This is a genomic window from Nocardiopsis sp. TRM 82005 (assembly GCF_056312425.1).
This window is the reverse complement of record NZ_JBWDTQ010000046.1, coordinates 1-19,940: the sequence shown is the minus strand read 5'-3', so window position 1 is coordinate 19,940 and position 19,940 is coordinate 1. Positions and strand designations below refer to the sequence as shown.

23 protein-coding genes and 2 pseudogenes are annotated in these 19,940 nt (G+C 69.5%); 12 read left to right on the top strand and 13 right to left on the bottom strand.

Annotation, left to right across the window (positions count from 1 at the left end):
• Positions 1-100: 100 nt before the first annotated feature.
• Positions 101-814, bottom strand: a complete 714-nt coding sequence (locus tag AC0T5L_RS26455; protein WP_476168207.1) for a response regulator — start codon at positions 812-814, stop codon at positions 101-103.
• The gene (locus AC0T5L_RS26450) at positions 802-2,118 is read right to left on the bottom strand and encodes a sensor histidine kinase (RefSeq protein ID WP_476168217.1); all 1,317 of its coding nucleotides are present in this window, start codon (positions 2,116-2,118) and stop codon (positions 802-804) included. Before AC0T5L_RS26450 ends, AC0T5L_RS26455 begins: the two co-directional genes overlap by 13 nt.
• Positions 2,119-2,310: 192 nt before the next feature.
• Between AC0T5L_RS26450 and AC0T5L_RS26445 the strand changes: the two genes are divergently transcribed.
• On the top strand, positions 2,311-3,051 hold the full coding sequence (locus tag AC0T5L_RS26445; RefSeq protein ID WP_476168206.1) for a (2Fe-2S)-binding protein: 741 nt from the start codon (positions 2,311-2,313) through the stop codon (positions 3,049-3,051).
• 555 nt (positions 3,052-3,606) lie between these two features.
• Here the strand turns inward: AC0T5L_RS26445 and AC0T5L_RS26440 are convergent.
• A complete protein-coding gene (locus AC0T5L_RS26440) occupies positions 3,607-4,089 on the bottom strand; it encodes a VOC family protein (protein WP_476168205.1) in 483 nt (160 codons plus the stop codon).
• A gap of 17 nt (positions 4,090-4,106) precedes the next feature.
• Here AC0T5L_RS26440 and AC0T5L_RS26435 point away from each other — a divergent pair, with 17 nt between their 5' ends.
• Together AC0T5L_RS26435 and AC0T5L_RS26430 are read left to right on the top strand one after the other, a co-directional pair.
• A complete protein-coding gene (locus AC0T5L_RS26435; protein WP_476168204.1) occupies positions 4,107-4,319 on the top strand; it encodes a hypothetical protein in 213 nt (70 codons plus the stop codon).
• Between the two features lie 26 nt (positions 4,320-4,345).
• Positions 4,346-4,564 carry a hypothetical protein gene (locus AC0T5L_RS26430; RefSeq protein WP_476168203.1) on the top strand — a complete coding sequence of 73 codons (219 nt, stop codon included), beginning with the start codon at positions 4,346-4,348 and terminating at the stop codon, positions 4,562-4,564.
• Between the two features lie 88 nt (positions 4,565-4,652).
• On the opposite strand, the gene AC0T5L_RS26425 is transcribed toward AC0T5L_RS26430, so the two are convergent.
• A complete protein-coding gene (locus AC0T5L_RS26425; RefSeq protein WP_476168202.1) occupies positions 4,653-4,814 on the bottom strand; it encodes a hypothetical protein in 162 nt (53 codons plus the stop codon).
• A 368-nt stretch (positions 4,815-5,182) separates the two neighbouring features.
• Here AC0T5L_RS26425 and AC0T5L_RS26420 point away from each other — a divergent pair, with 368 nt between their 5' ends.
• On the top strand, positions 5,183-5,518 hold the full coding sequence (locus AC0T5L_RS26420) for a hypothetical protein (protein WP_476168201.1): 336 nt from the start codon (positions 5,183-5,185) through the stop codon (positions 5,516-5,518).
• 231 nt (positions 5,519-5,749) lie between these two features.
• Here the strand turns inward: AC0T5L_RS26420 and AC0T5L_RS26415 are convergent, their stop codons facing one another.
• The 3 genes from AC0T5L_RS26415 to AC0T5L_RS26405 all read right to left on the bottom strand — a co-directional run bounded on the left by AC0T5L_RS26415 (position 5,750) and on the right by AC0T5L_RS26405 (position 8,020).
• Positions 5,750-5,992, bottom strand: coding sequence for a hypothetical protein (locus tag AC0T5L_RS26415; RefSeq protein ID WP_476168200.1), 243 nt, complete (start codon positions 5,990-5,992; stop codon positions 5,750-5,752).
• 631 nt (positions 5,993-6,623) lie between these two features.
• Complete coding sequence (locus AC0T5L_RS26410; protein ID WP_476168199.1) at positions 6,624-6,917, bottom strand: hypothetical protein; 294 nt, start codon at positions 6,915-6,917, stop codon at positions 6,624-6,626.
• Positions 6,918-7,258: 341 nt separating this feature from the next.
• Positions 7,259-8,020, bottom strand: coding sequence for a phytanoyl-CoA dioxygenase family protein (locus AC0T5L_RS26405; protein ID WP_476168198.1), 762 nt, complete (start codon positions 8,018-8,020; stop codon positions 7,259-7,261).
• A gap of 566 nt (positions 8,021-8,586) precedes the next feature.
• On the opposite strand from AC0T5L_RS26405, the gene AC0T5L_RS26400 reads away from it, so the two are divergent.
• Positions 8,587-9,360 carry a class I SAM-dependent methyltransferase gene (locus AC0T5L_RS26400; RefSeq protein WP_476168197.1) on the top strand — a complete coding sequence of 258 codons (774 nt, stop codon included), beginning with the start codon at positions 8,587-8,589 and terminating at the stop codon, positions 9,358-9,360.
• Positions 9,361-9,660: 300 nt separating this feature from the next.
• On the opposite strand, the gene AC0T5L_RS26395 is transcribed toward AC0T5L_RS26400, so the two are convergent.
• Positions 9,661-10,050, bottom strand: a complete 390-nt coding sequence (locus AC0T5L_RS26395) for a VOC family protein (protein ID WP_476168196.1) — start codon at positions 10,048-10,050, stop codon at positions 9,661-9,663.
• Between the two features lie 378 nt (positions 10,051-10,428).
• The gene (locus tag AC0T5L_RS26390; RefSeq protein WP_476168195.1) at positions 10,429-11,091 is read right to left on the bottom strand and encodes a hypothetical protein; all 663 of its coding nucleotides are present in this window, start codon (positions 11,089-11,091) and stop codon (positions 10,429-10,431) included.
• Between the two features lie 254 nt (positions 11,092-11,345).
• Here AC0T5L_RS26390 and AC0T5L_RS26385 point away from each other — a divergent pair, with 254 nt between their 5' ends.
• From AC0T5L_RS26385 to AC0T5L_RS26375, 3 genes are all read left to right on the top strand, one after another.
• Positions 11,346-12,284, top strand: coding sequence for an immunity 49 family protein (locus AC0T5L_RS26385; RefSeq protein ID WP_476168194.1), 939 nt, complete (start codon positions 11,346-11,348; stop codon positions 12,282-12,284).
• 306 nt (positions 12,285-12,590) lie between these two features.
• Complete coding sequence (locus AC0T5L_RS26380) at positions 12,591-13,388, top strand: class I SAM-dependent methyltransferase (RefSeq protein WP_476168193.1); 798 nt, start codon at positions 12,591-12,593, stop codon at positions 13,386-13,388.
• Positions 13,389-13,502: 114 nt separating this feature from the next.
• Positions 13,503-13,910: a MarR family winged helix-turn-helix transcriptional regulator gene (locus AC0T5L_RS26375; protein ID WP_476168192.1), complete on the top strand. Its 408-nt coding sequence runs from the start codon at positions 13,503-13,505 to the stop codon at positions 13,908-13,910.
• A 41-nt stretch (positions 13,911-13,951) separates the two neighbouring features.
• On the opposite strand, the gene AC0T5L_RS26370 is transcribed toward AC0T5L_RS26375, so the two are convergent.
• Together AC0T5L_RS26370 and AC0T5L_RS26365 are read right to left on the bottom strand one after the other, a co-directional pair.
• Positions 13,952-14,530, bottom strand: coding sequence for a GNAT family N-acetyltransferase (locus AC0T5L_RS26370; RefSeq protein ID WP_476168216.1), 579 nt, complete (start codon positions 14,528-14,530; stop codon positions 13,952-13,954).
• Positions 14,531-14,659: 129 nt separating this feature from the next.
• Positions 14,660-15,289, bottom strand: a complete 630-nt coding sequence (locus tag AC0T5L_RS26365; protein WP_476168191.1) for a TetR/AcrR family transcriptional regulator — start codon at positions 15,287-15,289, stop codon at positions 14,660-14,662.
• 64 nt (positions 15,290-15,353) lie between these two features.
• Between AC0T5L_RS26365 and AC0T5L_RS26360 the strand changes: the two genes are divergently transcribed.
• Positions 15,354-16,049 carry a GAP family protein gene (locus AC0T5L_RS26360; protein WP_476168190.1) on the top strand — a complete coding sequence of 232 codons (696 nt, stop codon included), beginning with the start codon at positions 15,354-15,356 and terminating at the stop codon, positions 16,047-16,049.
• A gap of 308 nt (positions 16,050-16,357) precedes the next feature.
• Here the strand turns inward: AC0T5L_RS26360 and AC0T5L_RS26355 are convergent, their stop codons facing one another.
• Complete coding sequence (locus AC0T5L_RS26355) at positions 16,358-16,666, bottom strand: hypothetical protein (RefSeq protein ID WP_476168219.1); 309 nt, start codon at positions 16,664-16,666, stop codon at positions 16,358-16,360.
• Between AC0T5L_RS26355 and AC0T5L_RS26350 the strand changes: the two are divergent.
• From AC0T5L_RS26350 to AC0T5L_RS26340, 3 genes and pseudogenes are all read left to right on the top strand, one after another.
• A pseudogene (locus AC0T5L_RS26350) lies at positions 16,632-16,832 on the top strand (EamA family transporter); the annotation flags it as partial. The gene AC0T5L_RS26355 and the pseudogene AC0T5L_RS26350 overlap by 35 nt on opposite strands.
• 112 nt (positions 16,833-16,944) lie before the next feature.
• On the top strand, positions 16,945-17,088 hold the full coding sequence (locus tag AC0T5L_RS26345; RefSeq protein WP_476168218.1) for a hypothetical protein: 144 nt from the start codon (positions 16,945-16,947) through the stop codon (positions 17,086-17,088).
• A gap of 81 nt (positions 17,089-17,169) precedes the next feature.
• Positions 17,170-19,056, top strand: a complete 1,887-nt coding sequence (locus tag AC0T5L_RS26340) for an ABC transporter ATP-binding protein (protein WP_476168189.1) — start codon at positions 17,170-17,172, stop codon at positions 19,054-19,056.
• Positions 19,057-19,201: 145 nt separating this feature from the next.
• Here AC0T5L_RS26340 and AC0T5L_RS26335 read toward each other — a convergent pair.
• Positions 19,202-19,809: pseudogene (locus tag AC0T5L_RS26335) on the bottom strand (sugar O-acetyltransferase).
• Positions 19,810-19,940: the final 131 nt, after the last annotated feature.

Here is a 19,940-nt window from a genome sequence, read left to right as displayed (position 1 = left end):
GAATCTGCGCGGCTCTTTGCTCGACGAGGCGTACACACCTCGTGCCTTGAATGTCACGGTCATCCCTTTCCGGTAGGCTCGCGCCCCCTGGTGTCGGCGGTCAGGTCCGGTCCGCGCCGCGCAGGTAGCGCAGGACGGCCTGGACCCTGCGGTGGTCGTGGTCGTCCTGGCTCAGGTCGAGCTTGGTGAAGATCGAGCGGATGTGCTTTTCCACGGCGCGCTCGGTGACGGTCAGCCGAGCCGCGATACCCGCGTTGTTGAGTCCCTGCGCCATCACCTCCAGCACCTCGGCCTCGCGGGGCGTGAGGCGCTCCAGCGCACTGTCCCGGTTCCTGCTGAGCAGTTGCGAGACCACCTCGGGGTCGATGGCAGCGCCGCCTCCGGCCACCCGACGCAGCACCCCCAGGAACTCGTCGATGTCGGCGACCCGGTCCTTGAGCAGGTATCCGACCTTGCTGGAACCGCCGCCCAGCAGGTCGGCGGCGTAGCGGCTGACCACGTGCTGGGACAGCAGCAGCACCGCCACCTCCGGGTACCTCTGACGGATGGCGATGCCCGCCTGGATGCCCTCCTCGGAGTAGGTGGGCGGCATGCGGATGTCGACCAGGCACAGGTCCACGTCGGGGTGGTCCTCCACCGCGCGCAGCAGGGCCTCGGCGTCTCCGACCTGCTCGACGATCTCCACGCCCGCGTCCTCCAGCAGGCGGGCCATCCCGCTGCGCAGCAGGACCGAGTCCTCGGCGATGACCACCCGTGGGCCCTTCTCGGCGGACGGTGTGGTGCGCGTGCTGGTGTGCACGGTCATGCCTCCCATGGGATGTCGGCGGTCAGGACGGTGCCCTCGCCTGAAGGACTGTGCACGGTCAGGGTGCCGTCGACCGCGTCCACGCGGTCCCACAGGCCGTACAGGCCCGTGCCCGACTCGGGATCGGCCCCTCCGGCGCCGTCGTCGGTGACGGTGAGCCGCAACAGGTCGCCACCGCGCCGGGGCGGGCGTGGTACCCGCTCGGCGGCCACGGTGATCCGTGTGGCCCCGGCGTGTTTGGCGATGTTGGTGAGCGCCTCGCAGGCCACGTAGTAGGCCACCCCCTCGGCCCGCGGCGAGGGGCGCTCCGGCAGTTCGACGTCGACCCGCACGGGCACCGGGGCGCGTCCGGCGGCCACGGGCAGGGCCGCGCCCAGTCCGTGGTCGGTCAGGACACAGGGGTGGAGTCCGCGCGCGACCTGACGCAGCTCGTCCATGACCTCCCGGGACTCGTGCTGGGCCTCGGTGATCAGCTCCAGAGCCGTCTCGGGGGCGGTGCCCACACGTGAACGGGCCCGGGTCAGGGTCATGGACAGGGCAAGGAGACGCTGTTGGGCGCCGTCGTGCAGGTCGCGCTCGATGCGGCGCCGCTCGGACTCGGCGGCGTCGACCATGCGCAGGCGGCTGTCCTGGACGTGGAACAGGCGGCGGCGGATGCGCACCTCGGGGGCCTCGAACAGCAGCATGCGGTGCAGCAGGATCTCGGTCGCGACGATGGTGGGGGCCAGGCGCAGGCCCACCAGGGCGCACAGCGGGCCGGCCACGACCAGGACCAGCGGACCGACCAGGTCACCGGGGGTGCCCTGGACCAGTACGAACACGATGCCGATCAGGGCGCCGACGGCGGTCGCTCCGCCGCACACCGCCAGCAGCACCACCACGCCCGCGGCCAGGAGGCCGTGGACCCCGGCGACGGTGCTGTAGACGACCGCCGACCAGGCGTCGCGTCCGAGCAGGAACCGCGAGGCGCGTAGGAGCGGGTTGTCGTCGGCCAGGGGGTCGGGCGGACTGGTCTCCACGATCCCGAACACGTTGTCCAACCGGTTGCGCTGGACACGGCAGGCCAGGCGGGCCAGCAGGATCGCGAGGACCGGGAGGACCACGAGGAAGGCGGCGGCGTCGACCAACTGGCCGGGCTCGCGCCGGGGCACGTCGGGCTGCCAGGGCGCGGTGACCACGAAGCCGACCCAGGTGGCCGAGACGATGAGCGTGAACGCGGGCACCAGGTAGAACAGGGCCAGGGCCAGGGAGGTCATCAGATGCAGGACCTCGACCAGGCGCACCCGCCAGGCGGCCCCGTAGGCTTCGGCCACACGGGGCAGGCCGGTCAGGGCGGAGGGGAGGGAACCGCCCCCGCCGTCGCCTCTGGTGCTGTCGTGTGTACTCTGCCCGGTCACGAAACCAATCTAGGTTTCATGACCCCGGCGACACGAGGCCATCAGCACGTGAGGTGGGGGTGGTGTTGGCACTACCAGTGCGCCTCCCCGGACGGAAGGGGACAGGGAGTGGACGGTAGGGATGTGGCGGTGCGGCCGCTACTGGCCGACGTCGGCCGGATCAACATGTTCTTCGCACTCGAGATGCGGCACCCCGGCCCCGGATGGCTGCCGTTGGGCGGCGCGGAACCGGCGGCGGAGGGGACGCTCGCCGTGGAGGTGGAGCGGGTACGCGAGCGCCTGGCGGAGCTGTCGGACCGGCCTGTTGCCACGGTGGAGTGGAGGGTGGCGGCCTCGGTGTTCCACCAGGGGCTGGCGACGAGGCTGTTGTCGCCGGTGCTGGCGGCGGCGCTGTGCCACGGGGCGCGGTTGGACGCGGCACGGTTCCACTGGCGCCCGCACCGGGAGGGGGCGGTGGTGCTGCGTACCTCGCAGGAGCGGGCCGCACCGTTGACCGGCGGGACGGCTGAGGTGGCCGACTGGGTCGAGCACACGGTGGTTCTCGGGGCGATGGCGCGCGTCGCGCGGGACCTGGCCGGGGTGGGCAAGGTGGCACGGGGGCTGCTGCGCGGCAACACGGCCGCCGCCCTGGCCGGGGCCGTGCGCTCCCTGGGCGCGGACCGGCCCGCGTGGCGGGGGCGAGCCGAGGCGTTGGCCGAAGAGCTGCTGAGGAGACCGTCCCTGGAGGGAACCGGCGCTTACACGGGGACGGACGCCTCAGGGGCGGCGGTGTTTCGGCGCGCCACGTGCTGCCTGTACTACCGGATTCCGGGCTCGGGCTACTGCGGTGACTGCGCGCTGCGGGCCTGAGGGGCTCTTCGCGCTGGGATCGGGACCGGAGCGATCGCACGGGCCGGCCGCGTGCGCGGGGGAGCCCATGCGCGGACGTGATCGCGGACGGGAGTGTGTCCGCCCCTCCCCCGCAAAACGGGTGGACACCCCGGTCCGCATACGAAAGCAGGTACGCGTCACCACCGCGGACAACGGTGCCGAGCTGCGTGTGTCCGTGGTGTCCGAGAAGCGTGACGAGGCGGCGCGCACGCAGACGACCACACTGCGCTACGAGCGTCACCGCGGTGGTGAGAGCGTGGTTGAGGACCGGCCCTGGCGGGTGCGCTGGTATACCCGAGCCGGGTTCGATCGAGGGCCTGGCCGGAGCCACCGACCTGTAGGCGGTGTCGGTCACCGAAGCGGATGGCGGTCCCGCCACGGCTGAGGCCACCGACCTGCACTTTCGGCTTCGGGCTGTCTGAGCGCCCGAACACCCGGGTGTCACGGCACGGGGCCCACCCGACAGACCCGCTTACGGACGGGGCCGCGCGGGTAGTCGTGTGTGCCCGCCCGCGCGGTCCGTGGGATCGCGGTTCAGCCCTCATCCGCGGCCCGGCGGATCTCGGCCAGGTCGATCCGGCCCATCTTGAGCATCGCCCGCATGGCGCGCTCAGCCCGACCGGGGTCGGGGTCGGCCAGCAGGTCGTCGAGTTCTGCGGGGAAGACCTGCCAGGAGAAGCCGAAGCGGTCCTTGAGCCAGCCGCACTGGCTCTTCTCGCCCTCCTCGCTGAGCCTGTTCCAGTAGTGGTCGGACTCCTCCTGGCTGTCGCAGACGATCTGGAGCGAGACCGCCTCGGAGAAGGTGAAGCCCGGGCCGCCGTTGAGGGCGGTGATCTGCTGGCCGTCGATCTCGAAGTCCACGGTGAGCACCATGTCGGCGGGCCGGTGTGTGCCGGGGCCGAAACGGCGAGTCCGCAGGATCCGGGAGTTGTCGAACAGCCCGACGTAGTAGTTGGCCGCTTCCTCGGCCCGGGTGTCGAACCACAGGCAGGGGACGATTTTGCTGAGCCTGGTCATCACGGGTCCTCTTCTTCATGCGTGGCGCGCACCGCGCGCCTTCTTGTCCATACGGACACGGTCGGGCCGCGAAACTCATCGGCACACGCCGCTACGCCCTGCCCACCGAGGCCGACAAGGCCGCCGCCCCGGGCACGGCGGCCGCCAACCGCATCGAGGCCCTGGCCGACCGGCTGCGGGTGCGGCTCTACGCCGCCACACATGAGGCACCTGACGTACTTACGGCATGACGTACACACGGCACCGAGGAGGACCAGTGACCCGCCCCGGCATCGACCACCCGGGTCTGCGCCACCCGCGCCCCAGCGGCAAGCCCAGCTGCTGCTTGCCGTGGTGGCACGCCATGGTCACCGCACCCGATGGCACCACCGACCGCAGGGCCGTCCTGGCTGATTCCCGCGCCGCTGCCGAAACGCGGGTGGCGCAGGCCCGGCCGGGGTGCGCGGTCGCGCTGGCCCGCAAGACCGGTGGGTGAGGACGACCTACACGAAGGCCCACACGTCCCCTTCCGGGAGGTGCGGGCCATCGTCATGCCCAGGCCTCCCCTGGTGCGCACCGACACCTCACCCTTGCAGAACCGGCACCACGAGGCCGAGGGTGGAGACGTTCTCAGAGGTTTCCCCGATGAGGCCGCCGAGCCCGAGGACGGCGGCGGGGCTGGCTGCGGCAAGGGACCCGACCAAGGCCAGGGCGACGATCGTCAGCATCCGGCTGGTGCTCTTCATGGCGAACCCATCACTTTTAGTTTTTTCTTGTGACTTTCAGTTGCTGAGAGTGTCCACGGGCGGGGGCCGTGAAACCACCTCACCGGAGGTCAAGGATCTGGAACCTGCGCACGTCAAGGCCGTGACGTGCCTACGTCCTGCCGTACCCCCTGGGGATGGCTTCCCCTCCCACCCCCAGCCTCACCGGGAGAGTGCTGCCGCTGCCGGTGTGTACGGGTCTGGGGGTCATCGCCCCGCCCGGGAACGGGCCCCCGGCCCGCTTCCTGACACCGAGGCGCCCACGAGGCGGTGACCTTGCGCGACGTCTACCCGAACAGGGGCTCCGCATGTGGTGGAACCCGCCAGGAGCTGTGTGCAGCCCCAGAACCATGGGTGATCCTGGAGACATGGACACCGAGCACTCTGAGCACCCCGAACAGCAGCTCACCGGCCCCGACGTCGAGCACCTGGCCGCCACGTTGCGCCGCCGCCGCGCCGAGCTGGCCGACGCCGCCGGGGTCCGGATCGGGCAGGGCTCCGTGGTGCACGGGCTTACCAGCCACATGTGGGTCGGGATCGAGGTGCCCGCGGTCGCTTGCCACGCCGCTGTCGATCCACTGCGCCTGTTCCCCGCAGCCGGGCCCATCACCTGCCGACGGTGTCTGGGCCGGTCCCGTACCGAGCGCGAACAGGTGCCGGGGCAGACCAGCCTCCTGGACCAGTAGGCCGCCCCCGGATTCGGTGCACAGCTACCACCCGCGCGAAGGCTTCGGAAACGTTCACCCACAAGGCTCTGAACCGCCGACGAAGGGAGCTTTTCAACTTTTCGCCTTGTCGGCTCCGTGGCTTTATACAGAGTCGCGACCGTCCCAGGCGGCCAGTGCCTACTGCGGACAGACCGACACCTCGGAGCGGTAAACCACACTCTCTTGCAGGGGCGATGCTCTCCGGTCTGCCTACGACAGCTTCACCGTCCCGTAGTCGATCAGCGTCGCGGGAGCCTTCTCGGAAGCGCGCACTCCAGCCTTCTCCAGCGCGGACAGCACCTTGCGCGTCTGCTCCTCCACGAGGCCGTCCTTGAAGCCATCGTCGTGGAAGCAAGGGTGCGCGGGGTAGGTGCGGGTCGTCAGCACAACCACGCCAACGCTCTTCACCGAGACCTCGAAGCGTTTGTCAACCTCCAGGCTGTGACTTGACACCTTGGACCCATCGGATGTCTTTCCGGCGTACTTGGTTCGCCCCCTCCCTTGAAGCTACGGCGAGGGATGACGCGGGGGTCACTTCCCCACGGTGGAAAGGAGCCCTTCGTCATGTGCGGGGACCGGTGCGTCCGCGAACCGGTACACCGGTGTATCGGTGTGCCGACCCACCGGCACGGGCGTGGCTGTCCCTGTGCCCTCTGGGCCCCTCTACTGCCAACGGCGTAGTGCTCCTTCCCGGCCCGGTTCTCCCGAAGCTACGGCGATCCGCAAGGCAGGCCATGTTTGCCTGCCGCAGCTCGGGTAGGGGCCGGGTGCGCACCTGCGCGCCCCGCGGGCCACGGGGGGCGGCCTACACGGCCGTGCGGCCCCGGGATGACACGGCGCGGGTGCGGGGCCGAGCGCCCACGGGGGATGAGCGCGCACGGCCCGCGCCGGACCGTCGGCATCGGGGGGATCCGCAGGGTCCGGCGACATGCGGGAGCCCCCGCGCGACCAAGGGTCGCGCGGGGGCTTTTCCGTGCCTACGGGCCCCGCATCATGAGCCGGTGCTCCTGAAGGTCCGGCAACAGGACATGTAGCTGTCGGGTAGCCCGTACCGCTGGATCCGTTGTTCCTCGCGCCCGAGTCCCTAGGAACGCAGGTAGAACAGGTTCTGGGCGTCCACCGGGGTGCAGTGCCACCCCAGAGCCCAGTAGCAGGCCTGGCCTTCCACCCCGAAGCACAGCCGCTCGCCGTAGAAACCGATCTTCAGGTCGGCCTTGGCCAACAGGGCGCTGGGGTGGATCTCGATGTAGGAGCTGGCGGCCGAGAGGTTGAACTCGGCGCTGCCCAGGTCCTTGCCGAAGACCAGCGCACTGGCCTTGACGTGGGCGTGCCAGTTCTCACCGGTCGAGGCCGAGACCACGACCTGCAGGGTCAGCACACCAGCGAAAGGAAGCCATGACGGTCATCTACCTCGCCGGGAAGGTCGCACCCAGCGACTGGCGCCACGACACCGTGAACGGCCTGCGCGGTGCCTGGCACCCGACACCGCTAGCGGCCCTGACGTCGCACCCCCTTGGCCGGTCCTGCCCGAGCCCGTGGTGGACTTCTCCGACTACGCTGGCCCCTACTTCACCTCCTGCGCCCACCAGCGCACACGGACCCAGCACCCACGGGGGGCAGACAAAGTACGCCGAAAGGGGGCAACGGAGGCTCTCCGACAGCGCCTGGCGCGGTCTGACCGCGGTGGGAACAGCAGCCCCCGGTTGGCAGGAGCGCGGGTCAGTCCGCGTGCAGCGCCTCGATGACCGGACGTTCGACCGGCGTGGGCCGCTCCGCGTCGAGGTCGGGTTCACCCACGGGCAGCAGCGGCGGCTGGGCCATGAAACGCGGGGTGGCGCCCCGGTGCGGCTGGGCCGCGTGCACGAGGAAGGGGTGGCACAGGAAGACGTCGCCGGCCGCGCCGGTGGCCAGCGCCTCGGGGCGGCCCTCGCTGGCCGGGACAGCGGCGCCGCACAGGTCCATGAACTCGCGGCCCTCGTCGCCGGCGTCGGCCAGCAGCGGTGGGACGTCTCGGTGTGAGCCCACCCGGATGCGGGTGGGGGCGTCGTCGGGGCCGATGTCGGAGAACAGGAAGAGCATCAGCAGCGCTCGGCCGCGCGAGCGGAGGTTGACGCGGTACTCCCCCTGCGCGCCGGGGAACGACGCGTCGAGGTGCCAGCCGGCGTCGCCGGGGTCCTCGTCGCTGGGGAAGCGCACCGGGAAGGTGCCGAGCCCGCCCAGGCGCTGCCAGCGGCCCTCGCCCACCAACCGGTCGAACGCCGCGTGCAGTGCGGGGGTGGTGGCGGCTTCTCGGAACGGCGGGGCGTGGTAACCGCCGAGGCGGACGACCGGCCGGGTCCAGGTGGCGGGGTCGTCGGGGTCGCAGCCGAGATCGGCCCACAGCAGCTCGCGGCCCTGGTCGGCGAGTTCGCGAGGGAACGCGCCACGTAGGGCGACGAACCCGTCCTCGACGAACGTCTTGATGTCGTGATCGGACAGCATGAATCGGTTCCTTTCTCGTTCACCGGCAACGTTAGGGAGCACTCCGGGGGTGCGACCCGACAGTTGTGGTCCACCTTCGATCAGGAACGCCGGCGTCGGCCGGACCGGCCACCTTGGGGAGCGAGTCAAGTACGCCGGAAAGCGGCAATGGGACAGCGTTTCCGCTGATCAGGAGGTAGACCATTCCGGGGTTTCCGAGTGGTCTAACGATCTAGCGTGGTTCGTCCCGGTATCGCACGTTTCTGGCCCCGGTAACTGCGGTTACCAGTGCGGTCAGGCCGTACTCGGATGCCGCCGGAGGGCTCCGTCACCCCTCCCCTGCGTATCCTGTCCGTCCCTTGCCTTGCGGCTCGCCGTAGCTTCGGGAGAACCGGGGCGCTGGGGTTGGTTGCACGCCTAACCCGTAAGTTACTCGCGGGTTATTTGGCACCTGGTGACATGCTCCTTACCGGCACCCTGGGTTGGGCGGAGAGCAGCATCAGGCAGGCCGCTGCCCGGGAGCGCAACGGCCCCGCGTTCTCGTCTAGGGCCTGTTCGGCGGGTCCTGTGAAAGCTAGGCTGCGACGATGGACCGCGTAACCGACATGCCCGAGGCTCTCTCCCAGCCTGCTGATCCGGCCCAGGCGAATGACTACGACAGCTTCGCCGAGTCGTACTCGGCGGAGAACGAGAACAACATCCAGAACGCGTACTACGAGCGGCCCGCGATGGTGGCCCTCGCTGGAGACGTGGCCGGCCGCCGGATCCTGGACGCCGGCTGCGGCGCGGGCCCTCTGTCCGCTGCTCTGCGCGACCGCGGTGCCGACGTCACCGGCATTGACGCCAGCGCCGGGATGCTGGCGTTGGCCAGGCGGCGGCTCGGGGACGACGCGGACCTGCACGTGGTCGACCTGAGCGACCCCCTCCCGTTCGCCGACGGTGCGTTCGACGACGTGGTCGCGTCGTTGGTGCTGCACTACCTGGAGGACTGGGGGCCGACGCTGGCCGAGATGCGGCGCGTACTCAGGCCCGGCGGTCGGCTGATCGCGTCGGTGCAGCACCCGTTCGTGGACTACGCGATTCAGGACCCCCGGCCCGACTATTTCGCAACCACCAGCTATTCCGACGAGTTCACGTTCAGCGGAAAGTCCGTCCTGCTGAAGTTCTGGCGCCGGCCGTTGCACGCGATGACCGATGCCTTTACCGCCGCTGGCTTCCGCCTTTCCGTCATCAGTGAGCCGCAGCCCGACCCGGCTGCCCGTGAGATGTTCCCCGACGACTTCCAGGGCCTGTCGACCACGATCGGATTCCTCTTCTTCGTCCTCGAGGCACCGCCGTCGCCCGCCGACTCAGACGGCTAGCTGGCGACCACCGCCCGGATTGAGTGAGACGCCGCCCGTTCCGGTGTACGGGTTGAGTGAGAATGTCATCGGCTCCGCACGCTTGGGTTGACCGGTTCCGGTCCCCGAACCGTTCGCTGACCTGCTGCTGCGAGCTAGAGTGCGGCGGACCAACATGAGCACCACCAACCGGGGGGCGCCCTGGCTCTTCCCCGGCCGCCGGGCCGGACGCCCGATGCACCCGAATGGTCTCGCTTCCCCCTGTACCGGGAGCCGGTGTGCCAGGAGAGACTGCCGCGCAAGCGCTAAGAGGAGCGCGGTTCATTCTGCGGGCAGGATGTCGAACTCGTTGCCCTCGGGATCGGCCATCGCCACCCAGTCCTGGACGCGGGCCTTCCTGCTGGCGCCCAAGCGGGTGAGCCGCTCCACTTCGGTCTCGACATCCTCGGCCCACAGGTCCAGGTGCACCCGGTTCTTCGTCTTTTTCCGTTCGGGGACCTTGTTGAAGAACAATCGGGGGGCGGCTCCGGAAACTGACTGGACGAGGACGGAAGGGTCGTTCTCGGGATCTTCGATCCCCTCTCGTCGCAGTCTTTCGAGTTCCTCGTCATCGTAGGGAGCAACCTCGTACCCTTCGAGGGACTCTGCCCAGAAGCGGGCTAAGGAGGCGGGATGGGAGCAGTCGAATACGACATCGTGCAACTTGGCCATGGCACCAAGATAGTTGTTGCTCGGTCGGGTGAGACCTGAAGCTGTTACGCCCTCAGTGACCACGCACAGTGGCCGGAGCAGTGGGAGCCACAGGAATACAGATCAGTCGATCATCGGCTCCTGCCAGTCTCAGCCCCGACGACGAAGAGGTAGCCCTGCGTCATGCCTGTGCGCTGGTGTACCCGAACACCGGCGCACGGGTACACCGGTGTAGATGTAGAGACCCATGCCAAGCACCCGTTTCAAGATCCCAGAGCCCCTCAGCGAACCACTTCAGCGGAGCGACACCGGTGGCACAGGTTCTGTGCGCGTCGAAGGTCTGCGTCTTCAGCCTTCCGAATTCTGGGTTTCGATAAGCTGACCTACGATTGATCCCGCTTATCGGAGGTCAGAAACCGGGCTCTGCTCGCCCAGTAGCTGGACCACGGCCGGAATCTGGTTCACCCCGTAACCGATACATCCACCGATGAAGAGCAAGAGCACATCCTTACGCTGTCGCTGCCACCATGACGATCGCTCCGCGCGAGGAGCGTTCACCAGCACAGGCGCACCCACGTCGTCCCGACTCCACAGGAGTAGTAACCAGAGAAGGCCGCACGCGGGCACCCCTACGAGCATCAGCTGCGAGATTTCATCCACCGAGCCGTCGATCCCGAAGTCAAGGAAGGCGTGCAGGCCGGCCGCAGCCGTGTAGAACAGGGCCAGGACGAAAACGAGCCACGGGCCCAGGATCGCGCGCGTTCTCCTGCTCCTGTGAGAGCGCTCTTCGCACAGGGCCTGGACCTGGCTCGCGGCGCCGCGGGTGGCGTTGTCGGGGTTGGTCAGGTGCTTAAGGACCTCGGAGGTGCCTTCCTTGTCGTGGTGTTCGGCGAAATCGGACGGATCGTCAGTGTCAGCGACATTGCCCTGCTTATCGATGAACTCGATCTCGACCTGGCGTTCGCATGCATCGCGCACGATCCGCGCGATCTTTTCCAGGTCCTCGCGATAGAGCCGGGGGGTGCCGAGATCGATCTTGGGCTCTCGGAGACGGAGGGTCATGGACCCATGGTCGCCCACTTCCGTGGCCGGCGTTCACCGAACAGCCTTCCGAAGCCCATGGTTTCACTAGGGGTCCGGGTAGGAGCGGAACGGTGAGTCCCGACAGGTGTCACATCCTCCACGAGGGTGTCGGGCTCGTGGCCGCACCACTGCGGCCGCTTCTCGATCCGCGTTCACATCACCCGCGCGCCCCGTGTCGTAGCACCTGGTAGCGTGCGGCCGCCGAACACAGACAACCAGGGAAGAGCGGCCCCTTGCGACACGTCAGCCGACACAGCGTGGACAACCAACAGATCGACCACGCCTTGACGGGTATCCGCAAGCGCGCCGCCGCTCACCTGCCCGAGTTGCACTACGGGCCGTCGCTGGTGAGCAGACTTCAGGAGTTGAGCCGCGACCTGGTGGACCACGTGGCCGCCCACTCCCTGGACGACCCGGCGTTCGACACCGACCCGGCATTCACTCTCAGGGTCCTGCTCACCGCGGCCGAGGCAGCCAACGGCGTGATGGACTGCCTGATCATGCCCGAAGGAGACCTCAGGATCCCCCTGCCGCTGCTGGGCGATGTACTGTCCAACATGGACGGCTATGACGACGATGACCTGGGCTTCCGTCCCACGGTCGACCTGGAGCTCACCCCGGCGATCTGGGTGGAGGCGTTCGAGCTGTGCCTGGTCAGCGGTCTCGTTTGGGAGCGGGACCGGGTGATCGGGCCACTGCTGCGGCAGGACAACGCGCCCATCGTCGAACACGTGACCGTGTCGACAGGCTCGCGTGGCGCGGCGGCCGGTCTGGCACAGATGGATGCGCTGCGCCTGTACCTGACCCCTATGCACGATCGTCGGCATCTGCCTGAGGTCGCGCTATGCAGGCCCGGTGTGACCGAGCGCACCAAGGCGGCCAAGGCCCTGGACGCCGCCGGAGAACTAACCGCCGAGCAGTCCCTGTTGCGTGTGCTGCTGCAGGACGACCAGCAGGTGTTCGAGCGCGCCCTAGGCGAGCACTTGGAGCACTACCGCCGGGCTCTGGACGCCGCCGAGCGGCCGGCACCGCGGACGCTGCTGCCGATGGGGACGATCGCGCTGGTGGCCTTGGCGGTCCAGGTGCACGGCTGGCGGATAGGCGTCGCCTCCGACTACCTGCCCGAGGTGCTGTTCAACGCCCCCGAGGGCGCCCCCGTCGTCATCGCCTGAGCGCTGGAGGTCCCGCGCCACTCAAACCCCGAGGCCACATCCATGTTTCCAGAAATACGACACCAGCCACGAACCCCGACTAAGTTACTCGCGGGTTACTTGGCACTTGGTGACACACTCCTTGCCAACACCCTGCCAAGGCGCGTGGGTGACGATCTCGGCGACGCCTCGCCCGCCCCGCGGCGGCATGCCTCCGGTCAGGTGACACGCCAATCCGTCTTGCATTATGAGAGTCCTATCTCATAAAGAGAGATGCCAGTGTAGGATCCGCCCTGTCGGTACACTCCGCGATCAGGAGAGGGCCTCATGGCGCGCTACACCCACGGCCAACACCCCACGGTCACCAACTCCTACCGGTGGCGCAACGCGGACAACTCAGCGGCCTACGCGCTCGATGAGATGGTCCCCGGTCGCTCCCTGCTGGACGTGGGCTGCGGTCCGGGCAGTATCACCGTTGACCTCGCCCGGCTGGTGGCCCCCGGCCCGGTCACCGCGGTGGACGCCTCGGCCGAGGCGGTCGACCTGGCCCGCGATACCGCCGAGGAGGCCGGAGTCGGCAACATCGATTTCCTGGTCGGTGACATCCACGACCTGGGTCTGGCAGAGGACGTCTTCGACGTCGTCCACGCCCACCAGGTCCTACAGCACGTGAGCGATCCGGTCCGCGCCCTGTCCGAGATGCGCCGGGTGGCCAGGCCCGGCGGGGTCGTGGCCGCCTGCGACAGCGACTACTCGGGCATGTACTGGTACCCGCGCCTGCCCGAGCTGGAGGAGTGGATGGACCTCTACCAGCAGGTCGCGCGCCGCAACGGCGGCGAACCCGACGCGGGGCGGCGCATGGCGGCCTGGGCTCGCGAGGCCGGGTTCACCGACGTCACCTACGTGGCCGAGGTATGGAGTCATTCCGCCCCTGACCGCCGTGCCTGGTGGGGTGGTATGTGGGCCAGGCGCATCCTGGAGTCGGACATGGGCCGCCAGGCAGTCAAGGAGGGTTACGCCTCCGCGGAGGACCTGGAGCGTATCTCTGCGGGCTGGACGGCCTGGAGCCAGGATCCCGACGGGGTGTTCGTGGTCCCGCGCGGCGCCGTCCTGTGCCGGGTCTGACAGCGGGCAGCAGCGACACTTTCCCCGTGCACTGGCAAGCCGCAAGCCAGCGATATATCTTTGACCTATCGGGAAGATGTGGCAGCCCGATCACGCCGTACTGGAGGAGGCACCGTGTCCGACCTACCGATCGGCTACTGGCTCAAACACCTGGATCGGCTCATTGAGAACGACTTCGACAGGGTCCTGGCCTCGGAGGAGCTGGGGCGCCGCCACTGGCAGGTGCTCAACTCCCTGCACACCGAACCCGGAACGATCGCCGACCTGGACCGCAGGCTCGCCCCGTTCCTGGACGAGGACGAGTACACCGTCACCCCGGTGGTCGATCAGCTGCGCCAGCGCGGCTGGGTCGAGGGGCTGGTCTCTCTGGAGCTGACCTCGGCGGGAGAGACCGAGCACGAGGCCCTCTTCGTCAAGGTGCAGGACGCCCGGCGCCGCCTTTCGCGCGGGATCAGCGCCGAGGAGTACCGGGCCGCCGTCAGCGTTCTGGAGCGGATGTCGGCCAACCTCGAACAGGACTGATCGGTCGGGCCCGCGGGTCCGACCGATCAGCTGCCACCGGTTCAGGAGGCGGGCAGCTCACGGGTGAGCTCGACGAAGGCCAGGTCGGTGCGCCTGGGCAGACCGAAACTCTCGTCTCCGTAGGGGAAGGGCTCGGTCTTGCCGGTGTTGGTGTAGCCGCGCCGCTCGTACCAGGCGATCAGCTCCGGGCGTTGCTTGAGTACCTTCATCCGCATCAGGCGGCAGCCCCACTCCTGGGCCGCGGTGCTTTCGGCCTCGGCCAGGACCCGCTTGCCCAAGCCGCCGCCCTGGATGGTGGGCAGGACCGAGAACATGCCGAAATAGGCACCGTTGACACTGCGCTGGAGCTCGCAGCAGGACACGATCCGTCCCCCGGCCTCAGCGACCAGGACGATCGTGTTGGTGCGCCCCAGCAGTTCGGTCATGCCGTCGGCGTCCACACGCTGGCCGTCGAGCAGGTCGGCCTCGGTGGTCCAGCCCTGTTGGGAGGAGTCGCCCCGGTAACAGGAGTTGACCAGCTCGACGAGGGCGGGGACGTCTTCGGCCACGGCGTGTCTGTAGGTCGGTTCGAGATGGGAACCGGATGCCGTTTCACTGGTCTGACTGCTGGTCACGCGCATCTCCCCGTTGGTTGCGGCCACTGGTGCCCCCCAGTATCGACCACCAGTCACAGCGGAGAATACGGACCCTTGCCGCAAAAGGGCGACATGGGGATGCGCGTGGACGCGTACGGGTCCGGAGGGCGCCGGTCAGGAACCGGTGTGGTGGCGCCAGGCCTCCTCGACACGGGAGAGGAAGGCGCGTAGCCGGTGCCGGACGTCGTCCGGGTCGGTCATGCCCGGGGTGACCATCAGTTGCAGGGCGAGCCCGTCCACCTGGGTGTGCAGGTAGCCGGACCATTCCTCCGTCCACGGGTCGGAGTGGGGCTGGAAGGGGTCCTGCGTCGGCAGCCCGGTGATGGCCGCGACCAGTTGGCGGTAAAGCCTGCGCTGGCTGTTCCAGCGCTGTTCCCTGTCGCGGTCGCGCTCTCCCAGGATCCCGGCGGCCTCCCAGGCCCGGTGCTCGGCGCGACGGGTCTCGTCCAGGGGCAGGAGCTGCTCGGCGTACTCGGCCACCCGGTCCAGCAGAGGTGCGTCGGGCGGCTGGGTGTGCCGCAGCGCCAGGATGCGTTCGGTGACGCGATCCTCGGACAGGTTCATGGCGAAGACGAGCAGGTCCTCGCGTGTGCGGAAGTAATGGCGCAGCGCTCCGGGAGACCAGTCGGCCTCGGCGGCGACGGAGCGGATGGACACCGCGGCCGGGCCCGACCCGGCGATGACCCGCCACAGGGCGTCGGCCAGCTCCCGGCGACGTTGTTCGTGATCGACGATCTTGGGCACTCCCCTTTTCTAGCACACACGTGTTATTTTATTTAGCACAGCTGTGACAAAAAGGGAGAGCGCCATGCCGCCCATCGACGTCCTGGTGCCGGTCGCCGGACTGGCCCTGCTGGACACGCTCAGTCCCGCCACCATCGGACTCTCGCTGTATGTGTTACTCAGCGGGGAGCGCTCGGTGGCTCTCCCCCTGTTCGCCTACCTCGGCACCGTCGCGGCCCTCTACTTCGCCCTTGGCTGCGCGCTCATGCTCGGTTTCGGCTTTCTGTTCGAGGCGCTGGACGGCTTCGCTGACAGCCCCGCCCTGGGATGGCCGATGGTGGTCCTGGGCGGGGGCATGCTCGCCTACGCGCTGTTCATGCCCGGCAAACCGCGCGCACAGCGCAGGCCCGCCTCACTGCGCACCACCACGATGGTCGCTCTGGGGCTGGCCACCGGCCTGCTGGAGGGCGGCACCGCCCTTCCCTACTTCGGTGCGATCGCCATCATGACCACCGCCGGGCTGTCCGCCGCCGCGTGGGTACCCGTGCTCGCCGCCTACAACACCGTCATGGTGCTCCCGCCGATCCTGCTCTACCTGGGACACCGTGCCTTCGGTGAACGCCTGCGCCCGCGCCTGGAGCGCTGGCGCGCCAAGGCCGAGTCCGGCTCCCGGGAGGCCATGGGCTGGATCCTCGGCATCGCGGGCTTCCTGGTTCTGCGGCACGGACTGTGGTCGACCGGGCTCCTCGACGGGGCCAGCACCTTCCTGGACGGCCTCTGACACCGGCTCCCGGCTCGGTCCGGCGCCGGTCGCGGATGGGGTCAGCACCACCGCCGGTCCTCACGCGTGCAGCCCTGACCGCGGGTGCCGCCAGGCGTAGCTTCAAGTGCGTGAACACGACCAACGCTCCTTTTGCCCAGGTCGTCGCCGACACCCGCTACCGGCCCCCGAGGACGCCAGCGTGCGGGTGTGCACCGCGGTGTCCCCCGAGTCCGGGGGCCGTGCGCCACGACCGGAGGGGCCGAAAGGAGCGCCCCGACCGTCCTCTCGGGCGGACGAGGTCCCTGACGTGGGGGCACCTCCCGTGTTCAGGTTCGGGAAGCCGGTTGGTGCTCGTACAGGTCCGAGAGCAGGGCCACGGCCGCGTAGGTGGCCGGATGGGGGTCGTGGCGCCGCCAGATCACCCGGACCGGGACGCGCGGGGCGTCTCCCACCAGTCGAAAGGCGATGCCGTCGCGTCGGTACTGGGTCACGGTGCTCTCGCTGGAGTTCCTCGGTCCGCTGGCCGTGGCGCTGGCTGCTTCGCGCCGGTAGGTGGACCTGGTGTGCGCCCTGGCGGCCTGGGGCGCGGTGGCGGTGTTGATGCGCCCGCAGCCCAGCAGCGACCACGCCGGCATGGCGCTGGCCCTGCTGGCCGCCGCCTGTTGGGCCTGTTACATCCTGCTCAACCGGACGGTGGGGCGCAGGGTGTCGGGTATCGAGGGCTCAGCCGCCTCAGCCGGGATCTCCGCCCTGCTGTTCGCGCCGGTGGGGGCGTGGGTGCTCTGGCACCACCCGCCTACACCGGCCGCCCTGGCCTGTGCCGCGGCGGTGGGTGTGCTGTCCTCGACCGTGCCGTTCCTGGGGGACCTGTTCGGCCCTACGGCGGGTCCCGGCCCGCTTCTTCGGCCTGTTCATGAGCGTGCATCCGGTGATGGCGGCCCTCGCTGGGCTGGTGGTGCTGGGCCAGGAGCTGGACCTGGTGGACTGGGCTGCGATCGCTGCGGTCGTGGCGGCCAACGCCACCAGTGCTCTGACCGCGGGGCGCACGCGCGGATAGTTCTCGCACCGGGGTTTGACCTCAATATTTGTTGAGGTTCTACGGTTCATGGCAACAACCCCGACAACCCGGTGGACGACCATGAGCATGGAAATGGCCGCGTGGAGCTCGATCTACCACGCGATGCACGCCCGCGAGGACCAGCGTCCCTTCTCCCTACCCGTCCTGCGCCGGATCGCCTCCTTCGCCCGACCCCACGCACGGCACCTGGGCTGGTTCCTGGCCCTGAGCGTGCTCACCGCGGTCCTGACCGTGGCCTCCCCGCTCCTGGCCGGAAGGGTCGTCAACGCCATCACCGGCGGCGGCGCCCTGGGGCCGGTGCTGTTCCTGGCCGGGCTCATCGCAGCCGTGGCGGTTCTCGAAGCCGCCCTGGGGCTGATCGTGCGCTGGCTCTCGGCCCGCGTCGGCGAAAGCCTCATCCTGGACCTGCGCACCACCGTCTACGACCACGTACAGCGCATGCCGGTCGCCTTCTTCACCCGCACCCGCACCGGCGCCCTGGTCAGCCGCCTCAACAACGACGTCATCGGCGCCCAACGCGCCTTCAGCGACGTGCTCTCCGGTGTGGTGAGCAACCTGGTCACCCTGGTCCTGGCCCTGGCGGTGATGCTCGCCCTGTCCTGGCAGATCACGCTGCTCGCGCTCGTGCTGCTGCCGCTGTTCGTGGTACCCGCCCGCCGCATGGGCGCCCGCCTGGCCCGGATCGAACGCGAGCGCACCATCCACAACGCCGCCATGGGCACCCAGATGACCGAGCGCTTCTCCGCGCCCGGCGCCACCCTGGTCAAGCTCTTCGGTCGCCCGCAGGAGGAGTCCGCCGAGTTCGCCCGCAGGGCCGGACGGGTCCGTGACATCGGCGTGCGCACCGCCATGGTCCAGGAGGTCTTCTTCACCGCCCTGACCCTGGTCTCCGCGCTCGCCCTGGCCCTGGTCTACGGGATGGGCGGGTTCTACGCCATGCGCGGCCAGCTCGACGCGGGCACCGTGGTGTCCATGGGCATGCTGCTCACCCGCCTGTACGCCCCGCTCACCGCCCTGGCCAGCGCCCGCGTGGAGGTCATGAGCGCCCTGGTCAGCTTCAGCCGGGTCTTCGAGGTCCTGGACCTCAAGCCGCTGGTGGACGAGCGCCCCGGAGCCGGGACGGTCCCCGCCGGACCGGTCTCGATGGAGTTCGACGACGTCACCTTCGCCTACCCCACCGCCGACAAGGTGTCGCTGGCCTCCCTGGAGGAGGTCGCCACCCTGGACGTCACCGAGCAGCGCGACGTGCTGCACGGGGTCTCCTTCCGGATCGAACCCGGACAGACGGTCGCCCTGGTCGGCTCCTCGGGGGCGGGCAAGTCCACCATCGCCCAACTGGCCCCGCGACTGCACGACGTGGACTCCGGCGCCGTGCGGCTGGCAGGGGTGGACGTGCGCGACCTCACCTTCGACTCGGTGCGCGCCACCCTGGGCATGGTCACCCAGGACGGGCACCTCTTCCACGAGTCCATCCGCGCCAACCTGTCACTGGCCCGGCCCGATACCGCCGAGGAGGAGCTGTGGGACGCACTGCGCCGCGCACGCCTCGACGAACTCGTCGCCTCCCTGCCCGACGGGCTGGACACGGTGGTCGGTGAGCGCGGGTACCGGTTCTCCGGCGGTGAGCGCCAGCGCCTGACCATCGCCCGGCTGCTGCTGGCCGCACCCGAGGTGGTCATCCTGGACGAGGCGACCTCGGCTCTGGACTCCACCTCCGAGGCCGCGGTGCAGGCAGCCCTGGCCGAGGCCCTGGAGGGGCGGACCGCACTGGTCATCGCCCACCGGCTCTCCACGGTCCGCGCCGCGGACGCCATCCTCGTGGTCGAGGCCGGGCGGATCGTGGAGCGCGGCACGCACACCGAACTGCTCGCCCGGGACGGCCGCTACGCCGAGCTGTACCGGACCCAGTTCGCCACCGGTGGCCCCGAACCCGCCACGGCCAGGTAGGCCCCAGTCCCCGTCCCCCGGTGGCGCCACACCGGGGGACGGCCACGGTCTTCGCGCACGCCAGGCCAGGGCCAGGGACGCGAGGCCACCGCGGACCGCCTGTGGCCGCCCCAGCGGGGGGCGGAGCGGCCACAGGCGGTCCGCGTCAGAGGTGACGGACGACGCGGGCCGGGTTGCCGACCGCCACCACGTCAGCGGGCAGGTCACGCGTGACCACCGTGCCGGCGCCCACCACGGTGTTCTCCCCGATCGTCACACCCGGACAGACGATGGCCCCACCGCCCAGCCACACGTTGTCGCCGACGGTGATCGGCTCGGCCGCCTCCCATTTGGCACGCCGCTGCTCAGAGTCGACGGGGTGGGTGGGGGTGAGCAGCTGTACGTCCGGGCCGATCCGCGCGTCCGCGCCGATGCTGATCGGGGCCACGTCCAGCATCACCGCGCCGCAGTTGACGAGCGTACGCGGACCGATGCTGATCCGTTGACGTCCTCCCCGGGGATTCCCACAGCCTCGCGGCTGTAGGCGCGGTGCGCCTCGCGGCGCCCGCTGGTTCCTGTGTAGCCGTAGTCCACCCGCAGGGGCGGACGGACCCAGGTGTCCTCACCCAGCTCGCCCACCAGCTCAGCCAGGAGCTCCGTGCGGGCCGGATCATCGACGGAGGCGTTGTTGAACGCCTCGGCGCGCTTCTCGGCACGGACGAGATCTGCCTGGAGCTCGGGGCCGTCGGCTTGGTAGAGCTCACCGGCGAGCATGCGTTCCTTCTGGCTGGCCACGGAGCTCCCTTCGAACGGACGCGTCCGCACGACCCTAGATCGTTGATGGGAAAGTGTGTGCCCTGGTCAGTGGTCGTAGGCGATCAGTGACCGCTTGACCGGGGCACCGA